Below are 25,001 nucleotides of genomic sequence, written 5' to 3'. Positions count from 1 at the left end.
TAATTTTATATTAAAAAAGTGACTGTCAACTATTAGTTAACACCCACTTCTAATATCAATAATAAATTTTTTGTTTTATTTTTTTCTTATTTTCCTTACAAACCCAATGGGCAAGCAAGCATGAATCCATCAAACTTATATCCATATCATCAAATTGAGATTTATATCCAAAACCACCAGATGAACCGATATTTCTTTTTTCACAGTTTGTTACAACTTGTTTTAAAGATTCTTGGTCATTATGTAGGATACTTTCTTCAAAAATCGCTCTTTCCCACATAGCATTTGCTTTTATAACTTCTTTTACTGTTGGTAATATAGGTTCTTTTAATTTCAAATCTTTCATTTCACTAGCTAAAATATTTTGACCACTAGCACCATCAACTACTACCTTTTCAATATCAGCCGACTTTAAAAAATCCAAAATCCACCTATCACCATTTCTTACACTTTGACAATCCAAAGACTCTATAAATATTTTTCCTTCATCAGTCTTGACTGCTATAGATAAAGCTACATTATTTCCATCTTGACCGTATTTTATTCCAACATACAAACCACCAATCAAATTAGGTAATTCATCAATTTTTAATCTATCCCAGTCAGTTAGAGATATGGCAGATTTTTGGTTATATGATATCCAAAGACCTAATCTTTGTATGTTAAAATCTAAATCATCAGTACCAATTTCATCTTCAACGATTCTTTCAGTAAAAATTGTTCCTAAAGATGGGTTGGTTTGATACCAAGCTTCAACATCATGAGGATTAGTATTTTCATCAACACTCCATTCTGCCCAATAAAAATTCTTACTATCTCCAGATAAAACTTTCTTCCTAAAATTGACAAAAACCATTCCTGAAGATATGGGGGTTGGTGGGGTTCCACACATTATGGTTTGTGGGTTTTTGGATGAAGATACAACATATTTTAAGGCTGTTTCTTGATCATCAGTATATTCTTGAGCTTCGTCTATTACCAATAAATCAAAACCTTCACCAAGTCCACCAGTAGAAGACCTAGTTCGAAACTCTACTCTTCCACCTGTTTCAGGAATTTCAACTCTTTCTTGACCCTTGGCTTTTAACGACCTATAATCAACTCCACTTTCATCCAAAATCCTACAAAGCCTCTCCCAAGCACTATGAGATGTTGATACTCTATGGGCTGTATGATTTATTTCTTCTCCCATAAAAAGACCATATAACTCACGCATAACAATTATTTCGTTTTTTCCATTACGTCTTGGTAATGAATAACCACATTTGGTGTGAGTCCATAAATTATCCTTACCGTAAGCTAATATATCTTTTAATAAGATTTTTTGCCATTTTTGAGCTTTACGTCCACTCTTTTCATAAAAATCAACAGCCTTTTTATAGTCACTCTTTTTGTAAGGTAGAACAACTTTTTTAGTAGGCTCTTGATTACCTAATCTTTTTTTCATCCTACCCCCTAAATAAAAGCTAGCAGTTTAACGACATACTTAGGTCAAAATCTCCACTAAAAAAGCACCACTAAATAGTGATGCTTTCACTTTTACTTATTTTCTTTCCAAACCATTCTTCCAATTTTCAATATTACAAAATAAATTCCAGCCTTCCCTATGATTAATATTCAAATCATTGACAGGCTTATCTAAAAAGCCTAACTTAACATATTCCTTAGAAATAATATAATCAAATTCCATTCTCATCTGTTCATTCAAACTAAAATTATTAGTAATTTGCCTAATCATTTTTAAATTCATCAATTTTTTAAGAATTTTCATATCAGAAATTGGCTCAAAATATTTATCCTTAAAATACTCATCCAAAAATTCCTTGCATTCCTTTAACTTCCTAAAATTATCAACAATATTAAAAACATCTTCCCTATACAAAACATACAAAGAACACATTACATCCTCATAATCAGTATTTTCCCTTTTAAAATCCTTTAACTTATTATAAGTCAAAAGCTCCCCAAGAGAATTTTCCCTGATATATGCACCAACACTAGACCTATCATACCCACAAAGAAAAGCCAAATCCTTAATAGTCATACAAGGCACACCTTGGTAGCTTTTGTTTTTTATTTTGTAAGGTTCAATCTCAAGCTGTTCACCACTTAGAAGTTTCTCCATTCTATTAAATTCATTTATATATGCCATTTTAAAATCATTATATCCTTGAATGTTAAACATATATAAGGTGAAACCGTCTTTTGTAAGGAGGTATTCTTTGTACTCCCTATTTTGACCTTTTACCTTGTAAGTTGTTGGAATAATCAGAGAACGGAAATCTCCGTTTTCTAAAATCTTATCCAAATCCCTCAAAACATTTTTATGTTGTTTCCCTAATCCTTCTGCTACAATCCTGCTAGTAGTTATTAAACCATAATCTTTATTATCATATACTTTTACTAAATTATTCATTTTTAATCCTTTCATTGAAATTTACGCAAAGCTCAAATTTGAGCTTTCAGAAATCTTGAAAGGAAACCCTTATTGAGTTATAATGTATTTGAGATGAGGATTTCCTTATCGTTGAATTTAAAGGTAGTTTTGTTTGAACGGCATCACTACCTTTATTTTTTTTGTTTTTCAATCTCATCTATTTTAGATTCTAACCATTCTTTTTTACTCATGTTTTCACTATTTAAGTAATCATCAATGATTTTAAATCTATTTTTTTCAAGTAGAACACTGAAAGCTTTTTTATTCTTTCGCCTTTCTTTCATATATTCTGCTCTACTCATATAATTCACCTCCTTAATTGTAACTCGTTACTTAAATTATATATTGTTACTCGTTACTTGTCAAGGGTAAATTAAAAATATTTTTTTTATTTTTTACTTTCTTTTTCAATTTTTACTATATTATTCATTCATAATCCTTTCATTGAAGAATCACAATAAAAAGGTATATTATATATGAACAACTTTGTTGTTCGTTTGTCATTGAGTTCCACACGAAAGTGTGGACTCTTTTTTTATTATAAATCTTCTTTTAATTTTTTAATGCCTATTCTAGCACTTTCAGTTCTAGTTATATTATATTTTTCAGCATATTTTTTTAATATTTCACTTGATTCTTTATCTAGTCTAACATTCAGAGAATCCACTTTTGGATTATCTGTTGGTCTACCCATTTTCTTTCTATTTTTCATATTCTAAGTATTTTTCTTTTAGTTTTTTCTTAGCTTCTTCTAGATCTTTACTTTCTTCTAAAAGCTCCAAAATACTTTTTAAAAACTCTTTAAATTCCTTATCTGTCATAATATCCTCCTAACAATTAGCTAAGGGGCAAAGCCCCTAGCCTTATAGTAACTTTCTTATTTCTTCTTTAGCTTCTTCAAGACTTTTACATCTATCAAGAATTGCTAATATTAACTTGAAATAAGTTTTTAATTGCTCGTTTGTCATTGAGTTTTCCTCCTTTCCTTTATCTTACAATTATATTATATACTTTTGCGTCGCATAAGTCAAGCACTTTTTAAAATTTTTTTATTTTTCCCCGAGCAAAAAGGAGAGCTATTATAAATTTATTCTTTATTTTTAAGTATCTAATCTAATTCCACAAAGACATTATAGCTCTTGCCTCTTTAATCAGATTAATTAGTTTTTTCATTCTTGAATTATCTCTTAAATAAGCTATCCCGTCACCTGTTATTTGTAGCTTGGATAAATCATAATTTACAATATCTCCACCCCAAGCCTTAGTTAAAACTAAATTTTTTATATAACCCTTTTCTTCTAAATCTTCAAATATAGAAATAAAATAGCTTTCTTGTACTGGAAAATCATTAGTAAAAGGAAATAAATACATATCATCAATATAATTATCCTTAAATTTCCTATACAAATAAGTTAAAATCTTAAAAACCAAAACATCATAATCATCCTTAGCCATAATTCCTCCTTTATAGCACTAAAAAAGCACCCCTAAAAACTTACACCTGCAAGTTTAGTTGTGCTTTATTTTTCTTTATTCATTTTCTTTCTATATTCTTCAATTTTTTTTGATCTTCTTTCAATTTCCTTTTTATCTTCTTCTGTTAATTTTCCATATGATGTTTGGGAATTACATCTATCTTGGAAATTTTTTATTACTTCTTCATCCGTTATTTCGCTTTTTTGTTTTAATTTCATTTTTAACCTCAAATATGTTTATATCATTATCATTTAAAACTTTAACTAATTTTATTCCCTTATTCAATAGAAACTCTCTTTGCTTCTTATAGCTTCCTACAGCTAAGGGTTCTATATACGCACCATTGCTATCTTTAGGAACAATAATTGCGACATTTGGTTTACCTCCAAATGCTCCCTTTTTTGTAACTGATGTACTCAAGAACTTTTTGACATCATCGTTTAGTCTATTAATATCTTCTTCTGTTCTATAAACAATTATATCGTGTTTTAGCTTATTTTTCAATAAACCATCCTCTATATTAACTGCATTTGTTAAGATGATTTCTTCTTCTTTTTCATTAGATGGTATATATCTGTTATCTATATACCCATTAATTTTTTCAAATAATCTTAATCCATCTTCATCTTTCCCATTATAAGTGTATTTCCTAATAGCCTTTACTTCATCCTCACTTAAAGTTTGAATCCATTTCTTAGCATCTCTTCTTAATGTATTAACAACTTTATTATCTGGCAATGGATTATAACCTAACTCCATAGCTTTTGACCTAGCTATATTACTTAATTTATTGTCTACTATCTTATTTGCTAAGTCTATCCTATCACGCTTTTCATCTAATGCCTTATGTTTTGCAGCTGAATGTACTATTCGCTTGTTTTTTCCATTTTTAGGATCATATATTACTAAACAATCACAATGTCTATGTCTTCTAAAAACTTCATTACCTGTATTTTTTACATCTTCATAATTATATATACCCGCTAATTTATCACACCAATCACAACATTTACCATTGGTATATCTTTCTATCTTAGGACTTAAACCAGCCTTTGCATGCAAATCAGCATTTTTTCTAATAGTTTCATCAACCACAGCTTGGGTGAAGTTTATTACTGGTTCATTTAATAACCATTTGCCATCTTCGTAAGAATCATATTTAGTAATTTTATCCACAAGCTTATCAATCCTATCTTGGTTTAAGTCTGCTTCTTGTGCTTGTATTGATATATTAGCTTGTTTATTTAATTGGCTTTGAACTTCCTTTGAATATTCAGAAACTAAATCATGATTTCTTACCATATTAGGCTCTATTAATCTTTTTGCTATATTATAATACATCTTCCCATCTGGCAAATCTTGAGTTTTTATTTTATCCTGGAAAGTATTAGCAAGAATTTTCCCAACTTCAACAGCAAATTCATTTGCATCCTTGTAATTGGCTTTATTATTTTTTAAAACTTTCAGTTTGTCCTTGATTGTTTTAGATTCTTTAGCTTTTAATTTGAAAGTTTTGTCAATTTTTTCAAATAATTCAGGAACAATATCCTTACTCTTATCTTTCATTTAAACACCTTTACCAATTCCCAATTTATCCCAGAAAGTTTATATTTTCTTTGATAATCTACATTAGCTTTAAATACACGTTTTAAATTCATTAAATCTCTAGGTCTTGCCCTTATTAAAATATTGGTTTTGCATTGACTAAGATTAGTATCCATTAGTAAAAATTTTTTATTAAATTTTTTAAATGCTCTCATTTCATCTTTAGTAGGAAAGCAAGTTATATGACATACCTCATCATATTTCTTTAATAAATTTAATGTTAAATTTATTTGATTAATTTTTGATGAAAAAGCTGGCATATAGTCTAAATCAGTGACATGATTAAATTTTTTATTTGCATAAGTCGTTTTGCCTGATCCAATAAATCCACAAAGGAAAATTACAGTTTTATTACTAAAGCTCATCTTCAGCCTCTACTTTTGGCGGCTCTTTGCTTGCATCAAAACCAGTTAACTCTGATAAATTATCACTTCCAAAATAACCTGGTACTGATTGATTTATTTTAATAGTTGCATCTCCAATTCCAGATAGAGCAGCAACATCCGGTTCAAATACTGGATACCATTTAGCTTTTACCTCAGAAATCATATCCCTTGTATAAGCATATTTATCAATTAAACATCTTGTCACATATCCAACATTCAAAAATCCAGACCCGAAACACCTTTGAGCCTTTCTTGCAGTAATTCTCAAAGTTTCATGACTTGCCTTTATTGCCTCGGCTGATGATGGATTATCAGTTACAAAACCTAAATCATCCAAGGTCAAACCTGTTTCACCAGCAAAAGCAGATGCTAATGTTTTTAATTGCTCAGTAAAAGGAGCCATTGATGTCTGAGGAAACTGTCCAAGTTTTGGGCTCTCATGGTCTTGATCTTTAGAAAACTGAAGTATAGACGCTATAGTTGCTTTATATTGGTCTAAGGGTTCAGCCTCTGGATCTAAACCAACAATATACTTTTGAGGAAAAGAATAAAATTCAGCTGTAACATCAGCTCTTTCTAAAGTTCTTTTAGCGTGAGCTTGTAAATATCTTGCAGGTCTTGTAATTCTTGACTTACCGAAAGGTCTTACAGCGTCAGGGCGATATATAATAGGTACTAGTAAAGGAATACCAGCAGGATTTTTCACACTAGAAACAACCTTGCCATCAGCAAAATATATCGTTTCGTTAGGTTTAAAATATGCTTCAAGCTTAGGTGTATCAAAACCTATTTTATCATCACCACTTCTTTCAAGAACAGCATAACCTTCTGTCAAAAGTCCAGTTATAGGATCAATATTTCCTGTTGCATTACTAGCTTCAATGATTTGAAGTCTTGGCTTTTCATTTACTCCTTGACTGATATATACAAAACAACAACCACCTATTAGAGCAGAAAGAATAGCAGAATCAAAAAATATATCTGGATTATTTAAATTATAAATTTCATTAAAAGAAAACAAATCATTTTCAAATTCCTTAAAAACTAACCTATCGGCTAAGGCATCTACAGCCTTGGTACACCAACCTAAATTTGATATATATTGAGATTTAATTTCTGTTGGAATCACAAATCCACGATCAATTTCATTTTTTTTACAATCATAATATTTATATTTATTAAGTACGTGCATTCTATGTAAATCAAGTTTTTTTCTCAAATTTTCTACATTATAATTATTCATTTAAATTAATAATAACCTCTTTCATGTGTATATTTGTACAGTGATGGGGGAACTCCGGAATAATTATCCGAAAGGGGGGTATGCCCCCATAAACGTTGGAATTTCAACGTTCTATTTTTTTTATATTTTTTCCAATTAAAACTCAAAGGTAAGTTTCTATTCGTTGGAATTTCAATGTTTTTACTTTCTTTATATAATTTATCTGACTTTGCTCTGTTACAAGTCCAATGAGCAAGCTGTAAGTTATCAATGTCAGATGGATGTCCACCCTTTGATACTGGGATAATATGATCAATACAAGGAGCCAAAGGATTAGGTGCCTTAAGACTTAAGTCTACAGGCTTACCACATATACCACAAACATTCTGCGTCTTAAGTATTATCTTCTTGTTTCTTTCAAAGGTTGCCCTATGAGGTCCAGTCCTATCCAATCTTTCCTTGGCCATACTATAATCCTTTCTCTATGTAAAATAAAAACTACCAACACAAAGGTGGTGGTAGCTTTCAAAAATAATTTATAAACTAGGAGACTCTAATGAGAATGTATGTTACTAGAAAGTAAGCAAAAATAACTAATCATGGAGGATTTTCTCGCTTACTTTCACACTACCATTATACACCCTATTTATATATAAAGTGTCCACTAAAAGTCCAATTCTTAGATATTTTTATCAAAGTACTTTATCTACTTAATAATTACCAAATAAAGACAAAGCAATATGAACCAAACCATCATTGGCCAAGTTATAAAGATGAGCCTTCTCATAATGATACTTATCTTTCAGATTCTGTATTTTGTTATATTTATAAGGCCTACCATAAATCTCCAAAGTAATATCCCTTTGAATATCACTCATACTTTCAAAAGCAAAATCAATCTCATCAATAATCTTTTCATTTTCTCTTATATTAGTTTGTAACAAATCAATCTCCGCCAAAACATTTAATAACTTATCATTATCATCAATACCACCATAAGGTGGTTTATTTCCATAAGTAGCAATAACTTTGCCTTCCTTTAAACTATTTAACTCTTCAATCTTCTTATTAGCCCTATCAATAAAATTTCTAGCATAAAAATATCTTTTCAACTTATCCTTTACTAAATTTGCGTATATATCTTGCATTCATTCTCCTCTAATTTAATAAACATCTATTTTTTATCTAAAATCCCCTTAAAAGAAATCCCCGTTTCACTCTCCAAAGTATCCGCAATTTCTTTAAGAGTAACACTATCATCATCTAGACAGTCCATAGTAAACTTAAAATAATCAATAAAGTTTTCAAGTCTTTTTGTTCCATAACCTTCCTTATCACGAAGAAATAACATAGGAATTAAAATTAACTTCTGTAAAGCAATATCCAATCCCAAATTTTTACCTTCTAGAAATTCAGTAGCCCTTATAATATCAACATCCTTTTTTGTATAAATGTTCTTCCTAATTCTCATAACTACCTACCAGAAGATCCAAAACCCCTAACACCTCTATCAGTATTACTATCAATCTCCAAAACTTTCTCCAAATTAACCATACTTTCTTTCCTAAAAACAAGTTGGCCAACCCTATCACCTTTTTTTATTTCATAATCGTTACCAGTTAAATTAGTAATAGAAGCCTTAATCTCACCCCTATAAGAAGTATCAATAAGACCCAGATTGCAAATTAAACCCCTACTAGAATTACCAGACCTTCCCCTTAAATCAGCATAAAAACCATCATCTAATTCCAAAAAAACACCAGTAGAAATAGTAGCAGTCTCCATTGGCTCTAACAACCTGTCTTCAATAGCTCTTACATCATATCCAATATCTCCATCTTTCTTACTTAATATGTAAGGTGCCTTGTACTTAATCATTAAAACCCTCCTCAAAATTATCATCAATTTTCATTTCAACTTCACAAACAAAATCTTCAATATCCTTATCTGAAAAATAAAACTTATATTTCAAAACATAAATAATAATCTCCACAAATAAGGAACATTCATTAATATTTAAAAACTTACTCATACTTATAATCCAAAAATCTTACTCCTTGCCTAAAAATAACCTCATATTTAGATACATCATTAGCTCTTATATACTTTCTACCAAATATCTCTTTCATATTTGACCAAATCTCCCAAGGAATAAAAAAATACCTATCCTTAATCCCAATACAAACACCAGCAAAACCACCAAGCTTACTTTTAATCTCCAAAACCTCGGCCTGCTTATCCGAAACCACACTTTGTTTCAATCTATCGCTTGTAGTGTACTTTGCCTCAAAACAAATAGACCTACCACCATCAAGAGTCCCCTCAAAATCAGGATTAGCATTCTTAGTAAACTGCCCTTCAAATCGACCAGCCTTCTTAAGCCTAATAACCCTAAAAGGCTCATCAATCTTAGAAATATCAGCCTTGCCCTCAGCCCTATAATACTTACAAGCCAAATCAATCAACTTTTCAAAATTTTTACCAAAACCATTGGCCTGTAAAGACCTAAAACTTTGGAGATTATTCATCACTCCAACCCCTTTCACGAATCAATCCCCAAACATCAATACTTAAATCCTCTAATTTATTATAAATTTCCTCAATCTTTTGATCTAAATCATAATCTTCAAACTCACCTATATCCTCAACACCTTTAATAGCATCTTCAAAAACATCAAACATATCCAATAACTTTTCTCTATCACTTTTCATTTTCCACCTCCACAACTTCCACCTTATAACCCCTAGGCCTATTACCAGCCTTTTGACTCCTTAACTTAGCATATAAAGAACTAACCGACATACCATACACATCAGCCAACTCATCCAAAGAATCAGCAACAGCAATAGGCCACTCCAACTCATCAACAGTAGTAATAAAAAATAACCTCTCCATTAAAAAGGAATCCTCCTATCATCTTGAATTGCCACAAAATCATCATCAAAATAATCATCAATATTAGTTATATTATTATAAGCACTAGCCTTATCCTTATCTCCACCAGACTTTGAATCCAAAAACCTTACTCTGTCAGCTATTACATCAGTTGTATAAACCATCTTTCCGTCCTTGTCCTTATATGATCCAGTTTGGATTTTACCAACAATAGCACACAAAGACCCTTTTTGGAGATACTTAGAACAAACCTCTCCCATCTTGCCCCATACAACAATCCTTGGAAAATCTGCTGTAGGATAATTATTTGCCTTGGCTTCCTCTCTTTTTTCCTTGCTCATTTCCCTATCAACAGCAAGCATAAAAGAACACACACCAATATTAGACCTTGTATACCTAAGCTCAGGATCCTTAACAAGCCTACCAACTAGAGTTAAATTATTAATCATCTATTTCTCCCCATTCATAATTTTTTTCTAGCTCATCTTCAGCCTTATCAAATTTCCCAAGACAAGCTTTTGCCGTTGGTTCAATTAATATTTGATTAGCCAAGTTATCACTATCTCCAAATTTTTCCCTTGCCTTTTTCAAATAAGTATCAATACTTGCTTGAATAAATCCAATTTCTATAGGATCAAACTCTATACTAACAAGCATATCTCTTACATTATTCACTTTCTTTTTCATCCATTTCCCTCTTTTCTTTTAAACAAAAACCAATCTCTCTCAAATCAAACTCATAATCTCCAAAAGAAATTATTGATGATTTCTCATCCTGTTTAATATTTACATAAATTTTTTTAGGCCTACCAAAACCCTTAAACAAATTCTTAAAAAACCTGTTAGTCTTAATCTTTAACAAAACTCCTCCTAACCCAAAAACCTATAAACTATAATTCCAACAAAAGCCAAAGCTGATAATTGCCCAAATACTAATCCAAAATCAAACCTAGAAAAATCTAACTTTATTTTTCCAAATCTTTTAAAACCAAAATAGCAAAAATCACAAACAACTAACATAATAATTAATCTCTTAATAAATAAAGGCACTATAAGCCCTCCACATAATTTTTAAAATCTCCAGAATACTCAATATCATCAAATACCTCCTCTTCCCCATTCCTATTAATAATCTCCATATGAGCAACATCATCTTCAACATCAACCCTACAAATCCTAAAAAAATCAGTATTCAAAAATATAGCAGACTTATCCGAAACTTTAATTTTTAAAAACATATATCCTCCTAATCCAAAAAATCCATTTGCCCATCATCAATCTTGCCAATCCTTATGCACTTATCAGAAAGCTCAATAACAATATTATCTGTATCACTAGCTCCCTTATCAGAAAAAGACTTTTTCAAACTTGATTTGACATTAAAATCAATAACCGGCTTTACAAAAGGCCTTATCTCAAAATCATCACCTTCTCTTGGTATCTTCATCTCATCATTAATAACAGATAAGGAAATTTTTATATTTATATCTCCAGAACCAAATTCCCCATTTAAAATTTTTACCATCACTGCATTAAGATGACTATCACAAGTTGCAAGAAGCTCCTCAAATAAATTTGGATTTAAAATACTAAATCTTTCCATATTTTTCTCCTAACATAATCTCTTTCTCAACTTCAAATAAATAGACCACCCAGTAAAATCATTATAAGTAGCCACTATCCCATTATCTTTATCGGTAATCTTGTAACCCTTATATATCTTCTCCCACCTTTGAGTATCATAAGGATCAAGAGCATACTCTATTAATCTTTTCCTAGAATACTTGTGGTCATTCGTTCTTATATATGGCCTTTCTAAATTTTTACTACAAGACCACCTTCTCCTATAGGTACAGTGCCTAGCCAAATAATTTACCAAACCCAAAATACCAGTATTCACATCCTCTTGTATTCTTTTACTATTAGCATAACCAATAGTATCTCCAATCTTTTCTCCCTTTTTTCTTTTTCTCCTCCATAAATTTTCTATCTCATCTCTACCCAAGGAACTTTTAATAAGCAAATGATGATGAAACCTAATAGACTCATCTTTACCTTTCTTTTCAGAAGTAACCACTATATACTTAAATTCATCATCTAGTCCCAAAGTTTTTATCCTTCTTCTAATCCTTAGAAAAAAATTAGTCATCTCTTTGTTAGCCTCATCATAAGACCTAGGTAAATATTTATCCTTATAAGTAAGAGTTAAAAATATATCCCCTTCTCCAAAATTTGATTCAGCAAGCCATATAAATTTTCTTCTAGCATTCTTATCATTAAGCTTATCCTGTTTTGGTAGAGATACTTTTTTCTTTTTGCTCCTCTTAGATTTTTTTCTATCAAGTTGATTTTCATTCAAAGAATATAGATCAACTTCCATATATTTTTTTCCACAAACTATTTTCTTTTCCCTAATAAAATTTCTCATATAATAATTCCTCATATATGTCGCAAAAGATAATACCCATTACAAGCACCCAAAGGAAGTAGAAACTTCCTTGAAAAATAGACAAAATCCCTTGCAAAAAGAAAATCCAGAGGTATATTATAAATAGAGATATACACACTGGATGAGGTCAATCGACCTCATTCTTTTTTTGCACAAAATCTACAACTAATATTTAAAATTTCTTTCAAATGAACCTTTCAATATCACCCTTAAAGATTCCCCTTCTTTTAAGTTCACATAAAACTAAAAAGTGCATATCAAAACAATCTTCATTACAACCATTCTTTCTAGGATTAATACCAGACCCAACCCCATTGAAATATTCCCCAAGAGAAATAACATCCTCATCATCTACATTAATTAAATTCTTCATAAACATAACCTGATTTTCAATCTTCATAAACAACCTCCAACCTATAATTCTTTTATATTTTTTACATACATATCTATAGTCTTACCTATCAATTTCTTTAAATTTTCCTGATTACTCTCTAACATATAATCAAAATTAATTCCATGTATGCCTTTAATTTGTGGATTAAATTTAGCACTAAGAATACCATAAAATCTCGAGAATAACCGAGAAAACTCTCGCCTTTCCAAAAAAAACAAAACGTAGTATAATAACCCTATAACAAATTTTAAAAAAGCCGATTGCAGTCGGCTTATTTTTATGCCAAAAATGCCATCAAAGAAGTAATAAACATCATCACTATTCCGGAAACCCTTGTAAGCTCATTAGGACCTGCAAGAGCCAAAATCATACACAATCCAACAAGAAAAATCCCTAAAACCCTATCTCTCATTCTTTCCTTTTCTGGCTTAGCAGTAAACTTAACACAAACATCATCAACCTTTCTTCCATCTAACAATTCAAAAACTTCACTTCTTTTTCTAATTTTTCTAGTTTTTTTATTTTCCATAACATCCTCCTACAAATTATTTAAAAACTCCCTAATATCACAAGCCCTATACAACTTGGATTTTTCAGACAACTTAACAACCTTTAAACCTTGCTTTTCCCACTCTCCAAAAGTCTTCCCATCCTTAAATTGAAAATATTCCTTCATATCAGAAAGTGTCATATACTCCTTTAAAACAGTAAGCCTTTCCTTACTTAATCTATCCTCCATAAAAAACCTCCACTCTCTCCAAATTTGATATAATAAAACAAAAAGGAGAAAATAATGCAACTAACCAAACTAAACTTAAATTTTAACAATAGACTACACTCAGTAACCGCTCCCTTAACTTGTCCTTACTGTGGCAAAGTTGTAGAACTAATCGAAAGAAACTCAACTATGATGGCTTTTTCCAAAAACCAAGAAATATATTTGAAAATTCTTTTCGCTAAATGTTGTTCAAAAAATTTAGCAGCTACCTATCTATTAGAAAAACCCCAAAACGAAGAAATAAAAATAGAATTTATTTCATCATATCCAATGTCATCAGATACTTACTTCTATCCATCAATCCAAGACTTATCCCCAAACTGTATCAGACTATACAAAGACTCATCATTTGCATATGATCACAATATGTATGACCTTGCAGCTATGGGTTATAGAAAATCCTTAGAATATCTAATAAAAGACTATGCTATAAAAGAATTAAATAAGCCCAAAGAAGAAGTAGTAAAAAAATCCTTATATGATTCCATTAGCTCCTACATGCCACTACAACAACTAATCAATACAGCAGATGTCGTAAGACTATTAGCTAACGATAAAACACATTATCAGGAAAAATATAAGGAATATGACATAGAAGTCTTAAAAAAATACCTAGATATATTTCTAAAACTTATTGACACTGATTATTCAATAAATCATCCTCCTGTTTCTCGCCAAAATTAATATCTATGCTCAATGATGAAATCTCTTTAATAAGAGAATTAACATCATTGAGCTTTTTTTCTAACTCATTAAGTTTCTCCAAACATATCTCTATACCTTCAACATTTATCTTTACATTAGAATTAATAAATTTAGTCATCTCCCCCTCCTTTATTTTTCTTTGTCTTTTAAACCTATCCACAACCTCCAATCTGCTATAATAAAACAAGAAAGGAGGTATATAATGTTAGAAATAATACAATCACTAACTGCTATAATTGCTGTTATAATTTCAGTCTGTACATTAAAACAAAACTCAAAACAAATTGAAGAAAGTACAAGACCGTATATAACCGTCTATCTAAAAACTATAAATTTAGGTACTCCATATAAGATGTTAATCATCAAAAATTTTGGAAAAAGTGCTGGAAAGATTAACACTTTTAAATGTGATTATAATCTAAGCAAAATATCTTACTTAGACGATTTAACACCTTTCAATTCAATACAAGAAAGCACCTTAGTACCAAACCAATCATATAAATCTTTAATAAATCCACCTGAAGAAAATTTAATATTAAACTTTCAAATATCTTATACATCTACATCTAAAAAAAAATATTCTGAAAATATTAGCGTAAAAGTAGATGCCAATAAAGATAATGCATACAACAGATACAACGGAAAAGATAAAGATATGAACACCCTAATATGTTCAATACAACAATTAGTAGAAGAAACCCTATAACTTATTAAAGTTTCTAAATTTAAGCCTTTCCAAGACTTCCTCCAGACAATACTCATAACTTGCATAATAATGTTTGTCTTCAGGAAGTTCTTTTAATACATCAAAAATTTTGTTAATACAATTTTCATAATCTTTTTTCTCTAACCTTTTGTGATCCCCAGAATAGATATAATCTCCCATTTCCCCTCCTTTATTTTTCTTTGTCTTTTAAACCTATCCACAATCTCCAATCTGCTATAATAAAACCAGAAAGGAGAAAATATTATGAATAATTCAATAAAAGTTAAAGTTTCCGACTTGTACGAAATAGTTAAACAACTAAAAGACGATAATATGGATACCGTAAATCTAACTATTTTAGGAGAAGATTTAGAAGATGAAGAATATAATGATGAAGATGCCTACCTATATGCACCCGCCTTATCATTTCAAGCTTTTTCCAAATCATCTGAAATTGCTATTGAATACGACCCCATAGATTCAGTCGAATAACTAATATAGCTCTGGATTAACTAGAGCTATTTACTTTTTAATACAGAAAACTCCCTACTATCCCTATTCAAAAATACAATATTAAATTTAATATCTTTCCCAGTTCTTTTTCTTAAAATTCTCTTAAAATTTATAAATTCCTTTTGAATATCAAATTCTTCATCCTTACTTTCTACAAAAACATTACATTCTAAATCAATAACATTTGAATCAAATTTCATAAGTCCCTCCTTTCTTTTTCTCCATCTTTTTTTACACCACCAAAAGAAATCTCCACAATCTCCAATCTGCTATAATAAAACCAGAAAGGAGGTGATTATATGTCAGAAAAATATCCTTACAAAAAATATGAGCATATAGCAACAATCTATGCTGACTATTACCTAAAAACCAATCCAGATATGTCTCCAGCAGAATTCGCTAAAAAATACCTAGAAATTGAAAAAGAAGTCAAAAACGCAATATCTAAACCTATAAGCAAACCATTTAAACAATTGCGTGAAGATTAAATACAAGGGCACGAAAGTGCTCTTTTATTAACATCCAATCTCAATTTCAAAATCATATTCAGGATATCTTTCTCTAACCTCAATAGCCTTATCGACATAATCTCCAATATCCTTTAAATCAACCAAACTAAAATTCATATAAACCTTAGTTTTTGATTTATTTAACTTATTAGATAAACCATCAAAAAAATCTTTCTCTTCATCATTACTAATAAAATTAGCCATTTCCCCCTCCTTTCTTTTCCTTTGTCTTAACCTTTTAAACCTATCCACAATCTCCAAATTTGATATAATAAAACAAAAAGGAGAAAACTATGACACTTCAACAAGAAGATATTCAAATAATGAACATCAAAATACTAAAATTTATAAAGCGTAAAAACTCAGCTAGTAAAGAACAAATCCTTAAAAGATTTCCAGACCATAAACACCAAACACTCCATAGACTAGAGCAAATGTCCAAACCAAAAGGTTTAAGATTCACACCTCAAGAAATACAAAAACAATATCTTCAAGAAACATACAAAGAATCAAAACCAGACGCATTTGGAAATGTTCGTATTATTTACACTGGAAACTACTCCCTAACCAAATATGGATATACCTACCTTGAAGATTACGTCCTTTTTGAAAGACGTGATGTGATAAAAGAATTTGTCCGTTCATTTCTATTTCCGTCCTTGGTAGCTTTATTAGTAAGCGTTCTAACAAACCTTCTATTTTCTTAAAAAATAATTAACCAATAAAGAGACAGCCAAGGCTGATAAAATAGGAGCAATCCAATCCATAAAAAACCAAAAAAACTCACTACCAATCCACATCAGCCTTTCTTCCATTCTTTCAATTCCACCTTCTTTAATTTCCTTAAAAAAATCCTTTAAAAATTTCATAAGCCCCTCCTTTCTTTTTCTCCATCTTTTTTTACACCACCAAATTAAATCTCCATAACCCCCCAATCTGCTATAATAAAACCAGAACGCAATATCCAAACCTATAAGCAAACCATTTAAACAATTGCGTTAAGATTAAATACAAGGGCACGAAAGTGCTCTTTTAAATTCCTAGCAAATAATATTAATCTCCCCAAAAGATAAAATAATATTATGTTTTTCCCTTAAATCATCTAAATCCTCAACAGCCTTTTCAAACTCTTTAATATCTCTAACCCTAAGTTCATCAACTACAATGACCTTAGGCTCATCTCTATTCTCTTTATTATCTAAAATCTTATCCTCCATAAATCCTCCTTTCCTCTGTCTTTTTTTCTCTACCAAAAGAAATCTCCATAATTTAATTTATTTCAATTTAACAAAGGATATTTGCTTAGTATCTTTTAAAGTTACTTTTCTGTCAAAAAAAATCCACATAGGATCTTCTATGTCTAAAAAATCAATCATTTTATCAATATCATCTGATCCAAATATTCCATTTTTTAATTTCGTATTAAAAGTTTTTTCAGACATATCTAAGTAATCTGCAACATCTTTTTGAGTTTTTCCTTTACTTACAATAATTCCTTTCAATTCATCTCTTCTCAAATACATCACTCCTTTCAGTAACTTATTAAGTTATTTATATAATACAATGCTTTTTGTAACTTGTCAAGATATATTTTACCTTTTCTTTTACTTTTTTGTTGCTTTAAAAGTTTTTTTGTTGTATTATTTATATAAGAGGTAAATATTATGAAAATAAATAAAGGAAATATCATTAAAAATTTAAGAACAGAAAGAAATTTAACTCAAGAAGAAGTTGGTAAAATTATAGGAGCTAGTAAACAAACTTTACATAAGTATGAAAATGGAATAATAACTAATATTCCACAAAATAAAATTGAAGCTCTAGCCAATCTTTTTGATGTATCTCCATCTTATATTATGGGTTGGGAAAAGGACAAAACCGACCTATCAAATATACCTGGAGTAATACCAGTAAAAAAAATAATAAAAATCCCCATACTAGGACACATCCAGTGTGGAAAACCAGTAATGTCAGTAGAAAACTACGAGGGATATTTCCCAGCAGACCCAGAAATAATAAACTCAGACTTCTGTCTTTACGCTGATGGAGATTCAATGATAGATGTAGGCATCAACGAAGGCGATTTAGTATTTTTCAAACAAACTCCCCAAGTGGAAAACGGAACAATAGCCGCAGTTTTTGTTAACGATACAACCACCCTAAAAAGATTCTACAAAAAAGAAAACCAAATAATCCTACAACCAGAAAATAAGTCTTACTCCCCTATCATAATAAGAGAAGGGGATGGACAAGATGTTAGAGTCCTTGGAGAAATGGTTGGAATGTATTGTAAGGGTAGTAAATAAATGTTTGAAATTATAATGGAGAAATAAAAATGAAAAATATAAGAATAAAACATATAATACTATATTTAATTGGAGGTTTCTTTGTAACAGCTATAATAAGTGGTATTAGTGAAAATTTAGGAGCTATATTGCTTTTAATATATTTAATATCCATACCTATATTAATATTTATATATATTAAAAACAAACTTCCAGAAAATACTAAAAATAATTTAAAAAATTTACTAAATAATCTAAGTAATAATCAAAAAATGAATAAAAATATAAATCAGCCTACTTTCCAAAGCGATTATAATTATTTTGAATTAGTTGGAACATATTATTACACAGAAAATTTAGAAGATTTTTAAAAGATCATGAAAATCCATACTGGAAAAAATTAGATAAAAGTAATTTGAGTAGAGTCTATAAATACCACAGATTAAAAGACCAACTTATTAAAATAGAAAGAGAACCAACAAATAAATATGATAAAAACGCTGTAAGAGCTGCTATCCAAGGAAAAACCATTGGTTATATTGCACATGTTGATAAAGAAAGATTTTTAAGACAAGCAAGATTGCCATATTTTGTAAGAGCAGATATATCAGGAGGACCTTGCAAAGATTTAGATCCTTTTACAAATAAATATGGTCCTACAGAAAACTACGGTTATCATATAAGATTTTATATTTAAATGAATAATAATAATAATAAAAAAGACTCCCCCACCGACCAAAGTTAGGAAGTCTTTAAAACAAAAGTGCAGAATTTATCTGCACTCTTATTATACCAAAAATAGGAGAAAAAATGAAAATAACAAAATACCAAAAACAAAATAAAAATTTTTACAAATTTCAAGTACGATTAGGCGAAAAAGTAACCACAAGAGCAGGATTTAAAACAAGAAACGAAGCCATCTTTGCATACACAAAACTACTAGAAGAATACGAACAAGAACAAGAAGGAAACATATCCTACCAAAAAATATACCAAGAGTGGCTAGAAATCTACCAAACAAAAGTAAAAGAAACAACCTACGAAGCATGCACAAGCATATACGAAATACATATACTACCAATATTCGGACAAACAAAAATCCAAGAAATTACAGTCCAAGATTGCCAAAAATTTGCCCTATCTCTAAAAGACTACGTTAAAGGAAAAGAATACTTTGGATATGCAAAAAGAATAATAGACTTTGCCATAAAAATGAACTACACCAAAAAGAATCCCTTTAATAATGTAATCTTGCCAGAATTCAAAAAAGGCAAAAAGCAAATAAATTTTTTAACCATAGAAGAAGTAAACACACTTTTAGACTATTACAAAAATAATCAATATTGGTACACCTTATTTAGATTAATGTGTTATACCGGATTAAGAAGAGGAGAAACATTGGCCCTAACTTGGGAAGATATAGACTTTAAAAACAAAACCCTAACAATAAACAAAACCCTAAGCATAGGAGAATATAAAAAAATAGTCCTATCAAGTCCAAAAACAGAAAGCTCTATAAGAACCATAGACCTAGACGATAAAACAATTCTAGAACTTCAAAAGCTAAAAATTCAATCAAAATATAATCTTATATTTCCAAATAAAAAAGGAAAATACTCCAGACTTTCCAACATAGCCGACAAACTAAACCAAGCTACAAAAGAAACAAGCATCAAAAAAATAAGAGTCCACGACCTAAGACACACCCACGCAAGCCTATTATTCGCAAGTGGAGCAAATATAAAATACGTTCAAACTAGACTTGGCCATACCGATATAAAAACAACCTTAAACATATACACACACGTCACAAAAGATACAAAAGAAAAAGATTTATCCAATTTTGTAAAATATATGGAAAACAAAGCATAAAAAAACGGACAGTTTCAACAACTGTCCTTTTTATATATAAATCATAAGTAACTACAAAAAAACTACAAACACGTCTTTTTATATCCTTTTATATCCCTTTATATCCAATAAAATTAATAAATATAAAAGGATATCAGCTTATATCAGCCAATATCCTTTTATATCCTTGTATAATTTTTCTATGGTGCAGGATAGAAGACTTGAACTTCCACGTCCTAAAATCGGACACAAGATCCTTAGTCTTGCGCGTCTGCCAATTCCGCCAATCCTGCGAATTACTTTTATATAATACAATAATTCTTATATTTTGTCAAATAAAAAAGAGGATTTTTTCCTCTCCTTTATAGGACTTTTGATAAGAATTCCTTAGACCTATCTTCTTTTGGATTATTGAAGAATTCTTTTGGATTTTTACTTTTTTCTACGATTTCACCATCATCCATTATGATGATTTTATTTGAAACTTCCTTGGCAAATTCCATCTCATGTGTAACTATAGCCATAGTCATCCCCTCTTCTGCCAAATCTTTCATAAGATCAAGTACATCCTTTACCATTTCTGGATCGAGCGCACTTGTTGGTTCATCAAAAAGCATTAATTCTGGTTCCATCATAAGGGCTCTTATTATAGCAACTCTTTGTTTTTGACCACCTGAAAGTTCATCTGGATAAGATTTCTTCTTGTCAGATAAGCCTATTTTTTCTAAAAGCTCTAATGCCTTCTTTTCTGCATTTTCTCTATTCATCTTTCCTGTATTAAGAGGAGCAGCTAAGAGATTATCCATTATATTCATATTTGAAAAAAGATTAAATTGTTGAAATACCATTCCTATTTCTTCTCTTAGCTTATTTATATTTAAGTCATCTATATTTTTATCATGAAAGTAAATATTTCCAGATGATTTTTCTTCAAGCTTATTTAAGCTTCTTAATAGAGTTGACTTACCTGAACCCGAAGGTCCAATTATAGCAAGTATATCCCCCTTATCAATTGTTAAATTAATTCCTTTCAATACCTCTTTGTCTTTAAATGACTTTCTTAGATTTTCTACCTTAAGCATGGGCTAAATTCTCCTCTATCTTATTAAATATCTTCTCTAGAATTAGTACAATTAGTAAATATATAAGGGCTGCTACAAAATAAGGTATTGCTGCAGAAAATGTCCTTGATATAATTATTCCCGCTCCCCTAGTAAGGTCTACTAGACCAATAAATCCTGAAATTGATGTTTCTTTAAATAAGGTAATAACTTCATTTCCTAAAGCAGGTAATGCATTTTTAAAAGCTTGGGGTATGACTACAAGCTTCATTGTCTTATCATAAGATAAGCCTAAACTTCTTGCTGCTTCTATTTCACCTTTATCTACTGAATTAATACCACCTCTAAAAACTTCTGACATATAAGCTGCTGAGTTTATTGAAAAAGTAACTATCGCCACAAGCAAAAGTGACTCAGCATTTACCAAAATTACATTAAATACTATAAGAAGTTGTATAGTTGATGGTGTTCCTCTTACTATAGTTACAAAAATATTGAATATTCTAGCTAATATTTTTATAAAGATGGCTTTAAAGGACTTATCTTTAGGGTCTATATTCTTATCATAATCTTTTACAATAGCAATGAGCATCCCTATTATTAAAGAAAAAAATAGGGATACTATTGTTACAATAAGGGTAGTTTTTAGACCATCAAGTAGATAGTTGTAGTTACTATCCTTTATTAAGCTGTTATGAAATGCTTCTATCATGTTTTATTACTTACTTTCTATATATTTATTTACAATCTTATCAATAGTTCCATCTTCTTTAAGCTCTTTTATGGCCTTATTTACTTCTTCAAGAAGTTTATCATTTTTCTTATCCAATGCTATAGCATATTCATCATCTGCAAGAGACTTTTCTAATACTTCAAGTCCTTCATTAGCTTCTGCGAATTTTTTCACGGTTTGTTCATCAAGAACCACTGCATCTATTTTTCCACTATTTAGGGCAACTACTGCATCAGAGTTTTTATTAAAAGATTGAACATTTTCTTCACCATATTCATCCTTAGAAACAGCTTCACCAGTTGTTCCTAATTGGGTACCAATTTTCTTCCCTTTTAAATCTTCAGGGCTTTTATATCCTGAGTCCTTTTTAACCAAGACTTTTTGAACTGACTTAGCATAAGTATCTGAGAAGTTTACATTTTTCTCACGCTCTGGTGTTTTAGAAAGTCCAGATATACCACCATCAAGTTTTCCTGATTCTATTGATGCAATTATATTTGCAAATTCCATATCTTGGATTTTGACTTCCATTCCAAGTTTTTTTCCAACTGCTTCTGCTATTTCTGCATCAATTCCAACAATTTTGTTATTATCGTCATAAAATTCGTATGGTGGAAAGTCAGCGCTTGTTCCTAAATCAAGTACACCATCACTAACTAATGATGTATTCTTTTTATCTGTGCTTGCGTCATTTGAAGCACTTTCCTTATCTTTTGATCCACAAGATGCAAATACTGTTATTGCTAATCCAACTAATATTAATTTCTTCAAGTTTTTCATAATATATCTCCTATTTTTTAATATTCCAGTTTAAAGCAAATAAAAAAGTCCTCACCCCAAAGGGACGAAGGACTCGTGATACCACCCATCTTCATCTATATTTCACAAAATAGACCTCATCAAGTACGTACATACTCTAACTCTTTATCGGGAGTTCCCGTATGGCTTTTTTCTTAGGCCATAAGCTCCAAGTTTCTCTTCCATAGACTTCCACTTATCCTCTTACACTCTACAGGACTCGCTTTAAGCTTTAGTAAATGTACTCTTCTCATCAACGCTTTTATTGCTTTAACTTGTAATGTATTATATAACCTTAAAATTTATTTGTCAAATATTTTTTTATTTTTTTAAATAAGTATTTTAGGATATTAAAAAATTAAAGTGAACTACTATAAAAATTTTTCTACATACATACTTGCAAGTTTTTACTAAAATATACAATAATTAACTTTCATAAAACTATAAAGCAAATACTTTTTATATTAAAGTTTAAAGCTAACAAACTAAGATCTATAATAATATCAAAGAATATTTTAATTTATTTTGTTATTAATTATAGAAGAATTAGTTTTGTTATAAATATATTGTATGGTCTTTTGCGATGAGCTGTTTTATCATTTTTTACAAATTCTTTAAAAAGTATTATCTTGTTAAATAATCTTATACCATCTAAACTTTATCACAAGCTATCAAGCATTAAGGGCATTTTCTATATCTTTTAATATGTCTTCTATATCTTCTATCCCTATAGATAATCTTATAAGAGATGGACTTATTCCTACTTCTTTAAGTTGTTCATCCGATAATTGTCTATGGGTTGAGCTTGCAGGATGGAGGGCATATGATCTTACATCTGATACATGGACACATAAGGTTAAAAGTTCTAAGTTTTCTATAAACTTCTTAGCCTTTTCACGCCCTCCCTTTATTTCAAAAGAAATAACTCCTCCACCACCATTAAGGTATTTTTGTGAAAGTTCATAGTCCTTACTTGATGGAAGGTAGGCATAGTTTACACTCTCTACCTTATTAGATTCTTCTAAAAATTTTGCAACTTCTAAGGCATTATCACTTGTCTTTTTGAGTCTTAATGAAAGCGTATCAAGTCCAAGATATGTCAAATAAGCATTGAAAGGAGATAGTATTGCTCCTAGGTCCCTAAGTCCCACTGTTCTAATTCTTGCAGCATAAGCAACATTTCCAAAATGTTTGGTATATATTAAACCATGGTAAGACTCGTCAGCCTCATTTAGGTAAGGGAAATTTCCCTTAGTCCAATCAAACTTTCCACTATCTACTATAATTCCACCCATGGCCGCTGCATGACCGTCTAAGTATTTTGATGATGAGTAGGTTACTATATCACAACCAAAGTCTATTGGTTTTACAAGAGCTGGTGTTGCAAGTGAATTATCAAGTATAAGGGGGATATTATTTTTATGAGCAATTTTTGCATAAGCTTCTATATCAATTACATCCGCTCTTGGATTAGATAGAGTTTCTCCAAAAATCAATTTTGTATTTTTATCTATATTTTTTTCTAATTCTTCTAGGTCATTTGAATTTACAAACTTTGTTTCAATACCAAAGTTTTTAATTGTAGTTGCTAAAAGATTAAAAGTTCCACCATATATATTGTTTATAGCTACTATATTGTCTCCACTTCTCGCTATATTTAGTACTGCAAGTAGGTTTGCAGATTGACCACTAGATGTACTTACTGCTGCTATGCCACCATCTAAAGCAGCTATTTTTTTCTCTAGGGCATCATTTGTCGGATTACCTAGTCTTGTGTAGAAAAATCCTGACTCTTCTAAGTCAAACAATTTTGCAACTGTGTCAGTACTATCATATTTAAATGTTGTTGATTGAACTATTGGAGGAATTCTACTTTCTCCATTTTGTGGATTATAACCTGCTTGTGCACAAAGTGTATCAATTTTCGTGAATTTTTCTTTAGTCATTATTATTTCTCCTTAATTTTATCATAGATAACAAAAAAGAGCCTTCTCCTAAAAAGGACGAAGACTCGTGTTACCACCTTTATTCTTCATATGCTCACGCATATGAACTCATCAAGTACTAGCATACTCTAGCCCTATAACGGGAGCACCCGGAAGAATCTCAATATCGATACTTCCTAAAAAAAGACCATCTTCCTAAAAATCACATCTACTTCTTTCACCAATCGAAGCTCTCTGTAATCAGTTTTTCT

The 25,001-nt window shown here is 30.2% G+C and carries 47 protein-coding genes and 1 tRNA gene; 9 read left to right on the top strand and 39 right to left on the bottom strand.

Annotation, left to right across the window (positions count from 1 at the left end):
• Positions 1 to 55 precede the first annotated feature (55 nt).
• The 27 genes from HV819_RS07755 to HV819_RS07625 all read right to left on the bottom strand — a co-directional run bounded on the left by HV819_RS07755 (position 56) and on the right by HV819_RS07625 (position 13,604).
• Positions 56 to 1,447, bottom strand: coding sequence for a terminase large subunit (locus HV819_RS07755; RefSeq protein ID WP_176269922.1), 1,392 nt, complete (start codon positions 1,445 to 1,447; stop codon positions 56 to 58).
• A gap of 96 nt (positions 1,448 to 1,543) precedes the next feature.
• Complete coding sequence (locus tag HV819_RS07750; RefSeq protein ID WP_216629234.1) at positions 1,544 to 2,416, bottom strand: Rha family transcriptional regulator; 873 nt, start codon at positions 2,414 to 2,416, stop codon at positions 1,544 to 1,546.
• 152 nt (positions 2,417 to 2,568) lie between these two features.
• A complete protein-coding gene (locus tag HV819_RS07745) occupies positions 2,569 to 2,739 on the bottom strand; it encodes a hypothetical protein (protein WP_176269920.1) in 171 nt (56 codons plus the stop codon).
• A gap of 236 nt (positions 2,740 to 2,975) precedes the next feature.
• Entirely contained in the window at positions 2,976 to 3,149 is a 174-nt protein-coding gene (locus tag HV819_RS07740) for a hypothetical protein (RefSeq protein ID WP_176269919.1), read from the bottom strand.
• A gap of 401 nt (positions 3,150 to 3,550) precedes the next feature.
• The gene (locus tag HV819_RS07735; protein ID WP_176269918.1) at positions 3,551 to 3,892 is read right to left on the bottom strand and encodes a YjcQ family protein; all 342 of its coding nucleotides are present in this window, start codon (positions 3,890 to 3,892) and stop codon (positions 3,551 to 3,553) included.
• Between the two features lie 65 nt (positions 3,893 to 3,957).
• Positions 3,958 to 4,131, bottom strand: a complete 174-nt coding sequence (locus HV819_RS07730; RefSeq protein WP_176269917.1) for a hypothetical protein — start codon at positions 4,129 to 4,131, stop codon at positions 3,958 to 3,960.
• Positions 4,097 to 5,479 carry a VG15 protein gene (locus tag HV819_RS11470; RefSeq protein WP_216629233.1) on the bottom strand — a complete coding sequence of 461 codons (1,383 nt, stop codon included), beginning with the start codon at positions 5,477 to 5,479 and terminating at the stop codon, positions 4,097 to 4,099. Before HV819_RS11470 ends, HV819_RS07730 begins: the two co-directional genes overlap by 35 nt.
• Positions 5,476 to 5,883 (bottom strand): hypothetical protein, encoded by a 408-nt coding sequence (locus HV819_RS07720; RefSeq protein ID WP_176269916.1) that lies wholly within the window; start codon positions 5,881 to 5,883, stop codon positions 5,476 to 5,478. Before HV819_RS07720 ends, HV819_RS11470 begins: the two co-directional genes overlap by 4 nt.
• Positions 5,873 to 7,147 carry a phage portal protein gene (locus tag HV819_RS07715; RefSeq protein ID WP_176269915.1) on the bottom strand — a complete coding sequence of 425 codons (1,275 nt, stop codon included), beginning with the start codon at positions 7,145 to 7,147 and terminating at the stop codon, positions 5,873 to 5,875. The genes HV819_RS07720 and HV819_RS07715 overlap by 11 nt, the downstream gene beginning before the upstream one ends.
• Positions 7,148 to 7,152: 5 nt before the next feature.
• The gene (locus HV819_RS07710) at positions 7,153 to 7,593 is read right to left on the bottom strand and encodes an HNH endonuclease (RefSeq protein ID WP_176269914.1); all 441 of its coding nucleotides are present in this window, start codon (positions 7,591 to 7,593) and stop codon (positions 7,153 to 7,155) included.
• A gap of 243 nt (positions 7,594 to 7,836) precedes the next feature.
• Positions 7,837 to 8,274, bottom strand: a complete 438-nt coding sequence (locus tag HV819_RS07705) for a hypothetical protein (protein ID WP_176269913.1) — start codon at positions 8,272 to 8,274, stop codon at positions 7,837 to 7,839.
• Positions 8,275 to 8,300: 26 nt separating this feature from the next.
• Positions 8,301 to 8,597, bottom strand: coding sequence for a hypothetical protein (locus tag HV819_RS07700; protein WP_176269912.1), 297 nt, complete (start codon positions 8,595 to 8,597; stop codon positions 8,301 to 8,303).
• Positions 8,598 to 8,599: 2 nt separating this feature from the next.
• On the bottom strand, positions 8,600 to 9,004 hold the full coding sequence (locus HV819_RS07695; protein WP_176269911.1) for a dUTP diphosphatase: 405 nt from the start codon (positions 9,002 to 9,004) through the stop codon (positions 8,600 to 8,602).
• On the bottom strand, positions 8,997 to 9,158 hold the full coding sequence (locus HV819_RS07690; protein WP_176269910.1) for a hypothetical protein: 162 nt from the start codon (positions 9,156 to 9,158) through the stop codon (positions 8,997 to 8,999). Before HV819_RS07690 ends, HV819_RS07695 begins: the two co-directional genes overlap by 8 nt.
• Positions 9,151 to 9,654, bottom strand: a complete 504-nt coding sequence (locus HV819_RS07685) for a Holliday junction resolvase RecU (protein ID WP_176269909.1) — start codon at positions 9,652 to 9,654, stop codon at positions 9,151 to 9,153. Before HV819_RS07685 ends, HV819_RS07690 begins: the two co-directional genes overlap by 8 nt.
• A complete protein-coding gene (locus HV819_RS07680; protein ID WP_176269908.1) occupies positions 9,647 to 9,838 on the bottom strand; it encodes a hypothetical protein in 192 nt (63 codons plus the stop codon). Before HV819_RS07680 ends, HV819_RS07685 begins: the two co-directional genes overlap by 8 nt.
• The gene (locus HV819_RS07675) at positions 9,828 to 10,022 is read right to left on the bottom strand and encodes a hypothetical protein (protein WP_176269907.1); all 195 of its coding nucleotides are present in this window, start codon (positions 10,020 to 10,022) and stop codon (positions 9,828 to 9,830) included. Before HV819_RS07675 ends, HV819_RS07680 begins: the two co-directional genes overlap by 11 nt.
• Positions 10,022 to 10,471: a single-stranded DNA-binding protein gene (locus HV819_RS07670; RefSeq protein ID WP_176269906.1), complete on the bottom strand. Its 450-nt coding sequence runs from the start codon at positions 10,469 to 10,471 to the stop codon at positions 10,022 to 10,024. Before HV819_RS07670 ends, HV819_RS07675 begins: the two co-directional genes overlap by 1 nt.
• Positions 10,464 to 10,709, bottom strand: coding sequence for a hypothetical protein (locus HV819_RS07665; RefSeq protein ID WP_176269905.1), 246 nt, complete (start codon positions 10,707 to 10,709; stop codon positions 10,464 to 10,466). Before HV819_RS07665 ends, HV819_RS07670 begins: the two co-directional genes overlap by 8 nt.
• A complete protein-coding gene (locus HV819_RS07660; protein ID WP_176269904.1) occupies positions 10,690 to 10,884 on the bottom strand; it encodes a hypothetical protein in 195 nt (64 codons plus the stop codon). Before HV819_RS07660 ends, HV819_RS07665 begins: the two co-directional genes overlap by 20 nt.
• Before the next feature lie 8 nt (positions 10,885 to 10,892).
• On the bottom strand, positions 10,893 to 11,072 hold the full coding sequence (locus tag HV819_RS07655) for a hypothetical protein (RefSeq protein WP_176269903.1): 180 nt from the start codon (positions 11,070 to 11,072) through the stop codon (positions 10,893 to 10,895).
• On the bottom strand, positions 11,072 to 11,260 hold the full coding sequence (locus HV819_RS07650; protein ID WP_176269902.1) for a hypothetical protein: 189 nt from the start codon (positions 11,258 to 11,260) through the stop codon (positions 11,072 to 11,074). Before HV819_RS07650 ends, HV819_RS07655 begins: the two co-directional genes overlap by 1 nt.
• A gap of 8 nt (positions 11,261 to 11,268) precedes the next feature.
• Positions 11,269 to 11,625 (bottom strand): hypothetical protein, encoded by a 357-nt coding sequence (locus tag HV819_RS07645; protein WP_176269901.1) that lies wholly within the window; start codon positions 11,623 to 11,625, stop codon positions 11,269 to 11,271.
• A 9-nt stretch (positions 11,626 to 11,634) separates the two neighbouring features.
• Positions 11,635 to 12,450 carry a rolling circle replication-associated protein gene (locus tag HV819_RS07640; RefSeq protein WP_176269900.1) on the bottom strand — a complete coding sequence of 272 codons (816 nt, stop codon included), beginning with the start codon at positions 12,448 to 12,450 and terminating at the stop codon, positions 11,635 to 11,637.
• A 205-nt stretch (positions 12,451 to 12,655) separates the two neighbouring features.
• Positions 12,656 to 12,871 carry a hypothetical protein gene (locus tag HV819_RS07635; RefSeq protein ID WP_039914242.1) on the bottom strand — a complete coding sequence of 72 codons (216 nt, stop codon included), beginning with the start codon at positions 12,869 to 12,871 and terminating at the stop codon, positions 12,656 to 12,658.
• Between the two features lie 271 nt (positions 12,872 to 13,142).
• Complete coding sequence (locus HV819_RS07630) at positions 13,143 to 13,394, bottom strand: hypothetical protein (RefSeq protein WP_176269899.1); 252 nt, start codon at positions 13,392 to 13,394, stop codon at positions 13,143 to 13,145.
• Positions 13,395 to 13,403: 9 nt separating this feature from the next.
• On the bottom strand, positions 13,404 to 13,604 hold the full coding sequence (locus tag HV819_RS07625; RefSeq protein ID WP_176269898.1) for a hypothetical protein: 201 nt from the start codon (positions 13,602 to 13,604) through the stop codon (positions 13,404 to 13,406).
• Positions 13,605 to 13,658: 54 nt separating this feature from the next.
• Between HV819_RS07625 and HV819_RS07620 the strand changes: the two genes are divergently transcribed.
• Complete coding sequence (locus tag HV819_RS07620; RefSeq protein ID WP_176269897.1) at positions 13,659 to 14,327, top strand: DUF4145 domain-containing protein; 669 nt, start codon at positions 13,659 to 13,661, stop codon at positions 14,325 to 14,327.
• Here the strand turns inward: HV819_RS07620 and HV819_RS07615 are convergent.
• A complete protein-coding gene (locus HV819_RS07615; RefSeq protein WP_176269896.1) occupies positions 14,275 to 14,466 on the bottom strand; it encodes a hypothetical protein in 192 nt (63 codons plus the stop codon). The two genes, HV819_RS07620 and HV819_RS07615, sit on opposite strands and share 53 nt — an antisense overlap.
• Positions 14,467 to 14,550: 84 nt before the next feature.
• Between HV819_RS07615 and HV819_RS07610 the strand changes: the two genes are divergently transcribed.
• Positions 14,551 to 15,054 (top strand): hypothetical protein, encoded by a 504-nt coding sequence (locus HV819_RS07610; RefSeq protein ID WP_176269895.1) that lies wholly within the window; start codon positions 14,551 to 14,553, stop codon positions 15,052 to 15,054.
• On the opposite strand, the gene HV819_RS07605 is transcribed toward HV819_RS07610, so the two are convergent.
• Positions 15,049 to 15,234 (bottom strand): hypothetical protein, encoded by a 186-nt coding sequence (locus HV819_RS07605; protein ID WP_176269894.1) that lies wholly within the window; start codon positions 15,232 to 15,234, stop codon positions 15,049 to 15,051. The two genes, HV819_RS07610 and HV819_RS07605, sit on opposite strands and share 6 nt — an antisense overlap.
• An 84-nt stretch (positions 15,235 to 15,318) precedes the next feature.
• Here HV819_RS07605 and HV819_RS07600 point away from each other — a divergent pair, with 84 nt between their 5' ends.
• Positions 15,319 to 15,546, top strand: coding sequence for a hypothetical protein (locus HV819_RS07600; RefSeq protein ID WP_176269893.1), 228 nt, complete (start codon positions 15,319 to 15,321; stop codon positions 15,544 to 15,546).
• Between the two features lie 26 nt (positions 15,547 to 15,572).
• On the opposite strand, the gene HV819_RS07595 is transcribed toward HV819_RS07600, so the two are convergent.
• Positions 15,573 to 15,767 (bottom strand): hypothetical protein, encoded by a 195-nt coding sequence (locus HV819_RS07595; RefSeq protein WP_176269892.1) that lies wholly within the window; start codon positions 15,765 to 15,767, stop codon positions 15,573 to 15,575.
• A gap of 99 nt (positions 15,768 to 15,866) precedes the next feature.
• On the opposite strand from HV819_RS07595, the gene HV819_RS07590 reads away from it, so the two are divergent.
• Positions 15,867 to 16,055, top strand: a complete 189-nt coding sequence (locus HV819_RS07590; protein WP_176269891.1) for a hypothetical protein — start codon at positions 15,867 to 15,869, stop codon at positions 16,053 to 16,055.
• A 27-nt stretch (positions 16,056 to 16,082) separates the two neighbouring features.
• Here HV819_RS07590 and HV819_RS07585 read toward each other — a convergent pair whose 3' ends face one another.
• Positions 16,083 to 16,280, bottom strand: a complete 198-nt coding sequence (locus tag HV819_RS07585) for a hypothetical protein (RefSeq protein WP_176269890.1) — start codon at positions 16,278 to 16,280, stop codon at positions 16,083 to 16,085.
• A gap of 89 nt (positions 16,281 to 16,369) precedes the next feature.
• Here HV819_RS07585 and HV819_RS07580 point away from each other — a divergent pair, with 89 nt between their 5' ends.
• On the top strand, positions 16,370 to 16,783 hold the full coding sequence (locus HV819_RS07580; protein WP_176269889.1) for a hypothetical protein: 414 nt from the start codon (positions 16,370 to 16,372) through the stop codon (positions 16,781 to 16,783).
• Here the strand turns inward: HV819_RS07580 and HV819_RS07575 are convergent.
• From HV819_RS07575 to HV819_RS07565, 3 genes are all read right to left on the bottom strand, one after another.
• A complete protein-coding gene (locus tag HV819_RS07575; RefSeq protein ID WP_176269888.1) occupies positions 16,772 to 16,945 on the bottom strand; it encodes a hypothetical protein in 174 nt (57 codons plus the stop codon). The two genes, HV819_RS07580 and HV819_RS07575, sit on opposite strands and share 12 nt — an antisense overlap.
• Before the next feature lie 171 nt (positions 16,946 to 17,116).
• On the bottom strand, positions 17,117 to 17,293 hold the full coding sequence (locus tag HV819_RS07570; protein ID WP_176269887.1) for a hypothetical protein: 177 nt from the start codon (positions 17,291 to 17,293) through the stop codon (positions 17,117 to 17,119).
• Positions 17,294 to 17,350: 57 nt separating this feature from the next.
• Entirely contained in the window at positions 17,351 to 17,593 is a 243-nt protein-coding gene (locus HV819_RS07565; protein ID WP_216629232.1) for a helix-turn-helix domain-containing protein, read from the bottom strand.
• 147 nt (positions 17,594 to 17,740) lie between these two features.
• On the opposite strand from HV819_RS07565, the gene HV819_RS07560 reads away from it, so the two are divergent.
• The 4 genes from HV819_RS07560 to HV819_RS07550 all read left to right on the top strand — a co-directional run bounded on the left by HV819_RS07560 (position 17,741) and on the right by HV819_RS07550 (position 20,233).
• Entirely contained in the window at positions 17,741 to 18,382 is a 642-nt protein-coding gene (locus HV819_RS07560) for a LexA family protein (protein WP_176269885.1), read from the top strand.
• 29 nt (positions 18,383 to 18,411) lie between these two features.
• Positions 18,412 to 18,732 (top strand): hypothetical protein, encoded by a 321-nt coding sequence (locus HV819_RS11630; protein WP_235942777.1) that lies wholly within the window; start codon positions 18,412 to 18,414, stop codon positions 18,730 to 18,732.
• A gap of 44 nt (positions 18,733 to 18,776) precedes the next feature.
• Complete coding sequence (locus HV819_RS11625; protein WP_235942776.1) at positions 18,777 to 19,058, top strand: hypothetical protein; 282 nt, start codon at positions 18,777 to 18,779, stop codon at positions 19,056 to 19,058.
• A 113-nt stretch (positions 19,059 to 19,171) separates the two neighbouring features.
• On the top strand, positions 19,172 to 20,233 hold the full coding sequence (locus HV819_RS07550; RefSeq protein WP_176269884.1) for a tyrosine-type recombinase/integrase: 1,062 nt from the start codon (positions 19,172 to 19,174) through the stop codon (positions 20,231 to 20,233).
• Between the two features lie 182 nt (positions 20,234 to 20,415).
• Here the strand turns inward: HV819_RS07550 and HV819_RS07545 are convergent.
• The 5 genes from HV819_RS07545 to HV819_RS07525 all read right to left on the bottom strand — a co-directional run bounded on the left by HV819_RS07545 (position 20,416) and on the right by HV819_RS07525 (position 24,750).
• Positions 20,416 to 20,505, bottom strand: a tRNA-Leu gene (locus tag HV819_RS07545).
• A 69-nt stretch (positions 20,506 to 20,574) separates the two neighbouring features.
• Complete coding sequence (locus HV819_RS07540; protein WP_154540761.1) at positions 20,575 to 21,294, bottom strand: amino acid ABC transporter ATP-binding protein; 720 nt, start codon at positions 21,292 to 21,294, stop codon at positions 20,575 to 20,577.
• The gene (locus tag HV819_RS07535; RefSeq protein ID WP_154540759.1) at positions 21,287 to 21,985 is read right to left on the bottom strand and encodes an amino acid ABC transporter permease; all 699 of its coding nucleotides are present in this window, start codon (positions 21,983 to 21,985) and stop codon (positions 21,287 to 21,289) included. Before HV819_RS07535 ends, HV819_RS07540 begins: the two co-directional genes overlap by 8 nt.
• Positions 21,986 to 21,991: 6 nt before the next feature.
• Entirely contained in the window at positions 21,992 to 22,786 is a 795-nt protein-coding gene (locus tag HV819_RS07530; RefSeq protein ID WP_154540757.1) for an ABC transporter substrate-binding protein, read from the bottom strand.
• Positions 22,787 to 23,475: 689 nt separating this feature from the next.
• On the bottom strand, positions 23,476 to 24,750 hold the full coding sequence (locus HV819_RS07525) for an O-acetylhomoserine aminocarboxypropyltransferase/cysteine synthase family protein (RefSeq protein WP_176269883.1): 1,275 nt from the start codon (positions 24,748 to 24,750) through the stop codon (positions 23,476 to 23,478).
• Between the last annotated feature and the right edge of the window lie 251 nt (positions 24,751 to 25,001).

The sequence above is a fragment of the Anaerococcus faecalis genome (assembly GCF_013371425.1).
GTDB classification, from domain to species: Bacteria; Bacillota; Clostridia; order Tissierellales; family Peptoniphilaceae; genus Anaerococcus; species Anaerococcus porci.
This window is presented reverse-complemented; position numbering and strand designations above follow the sequence as displayed.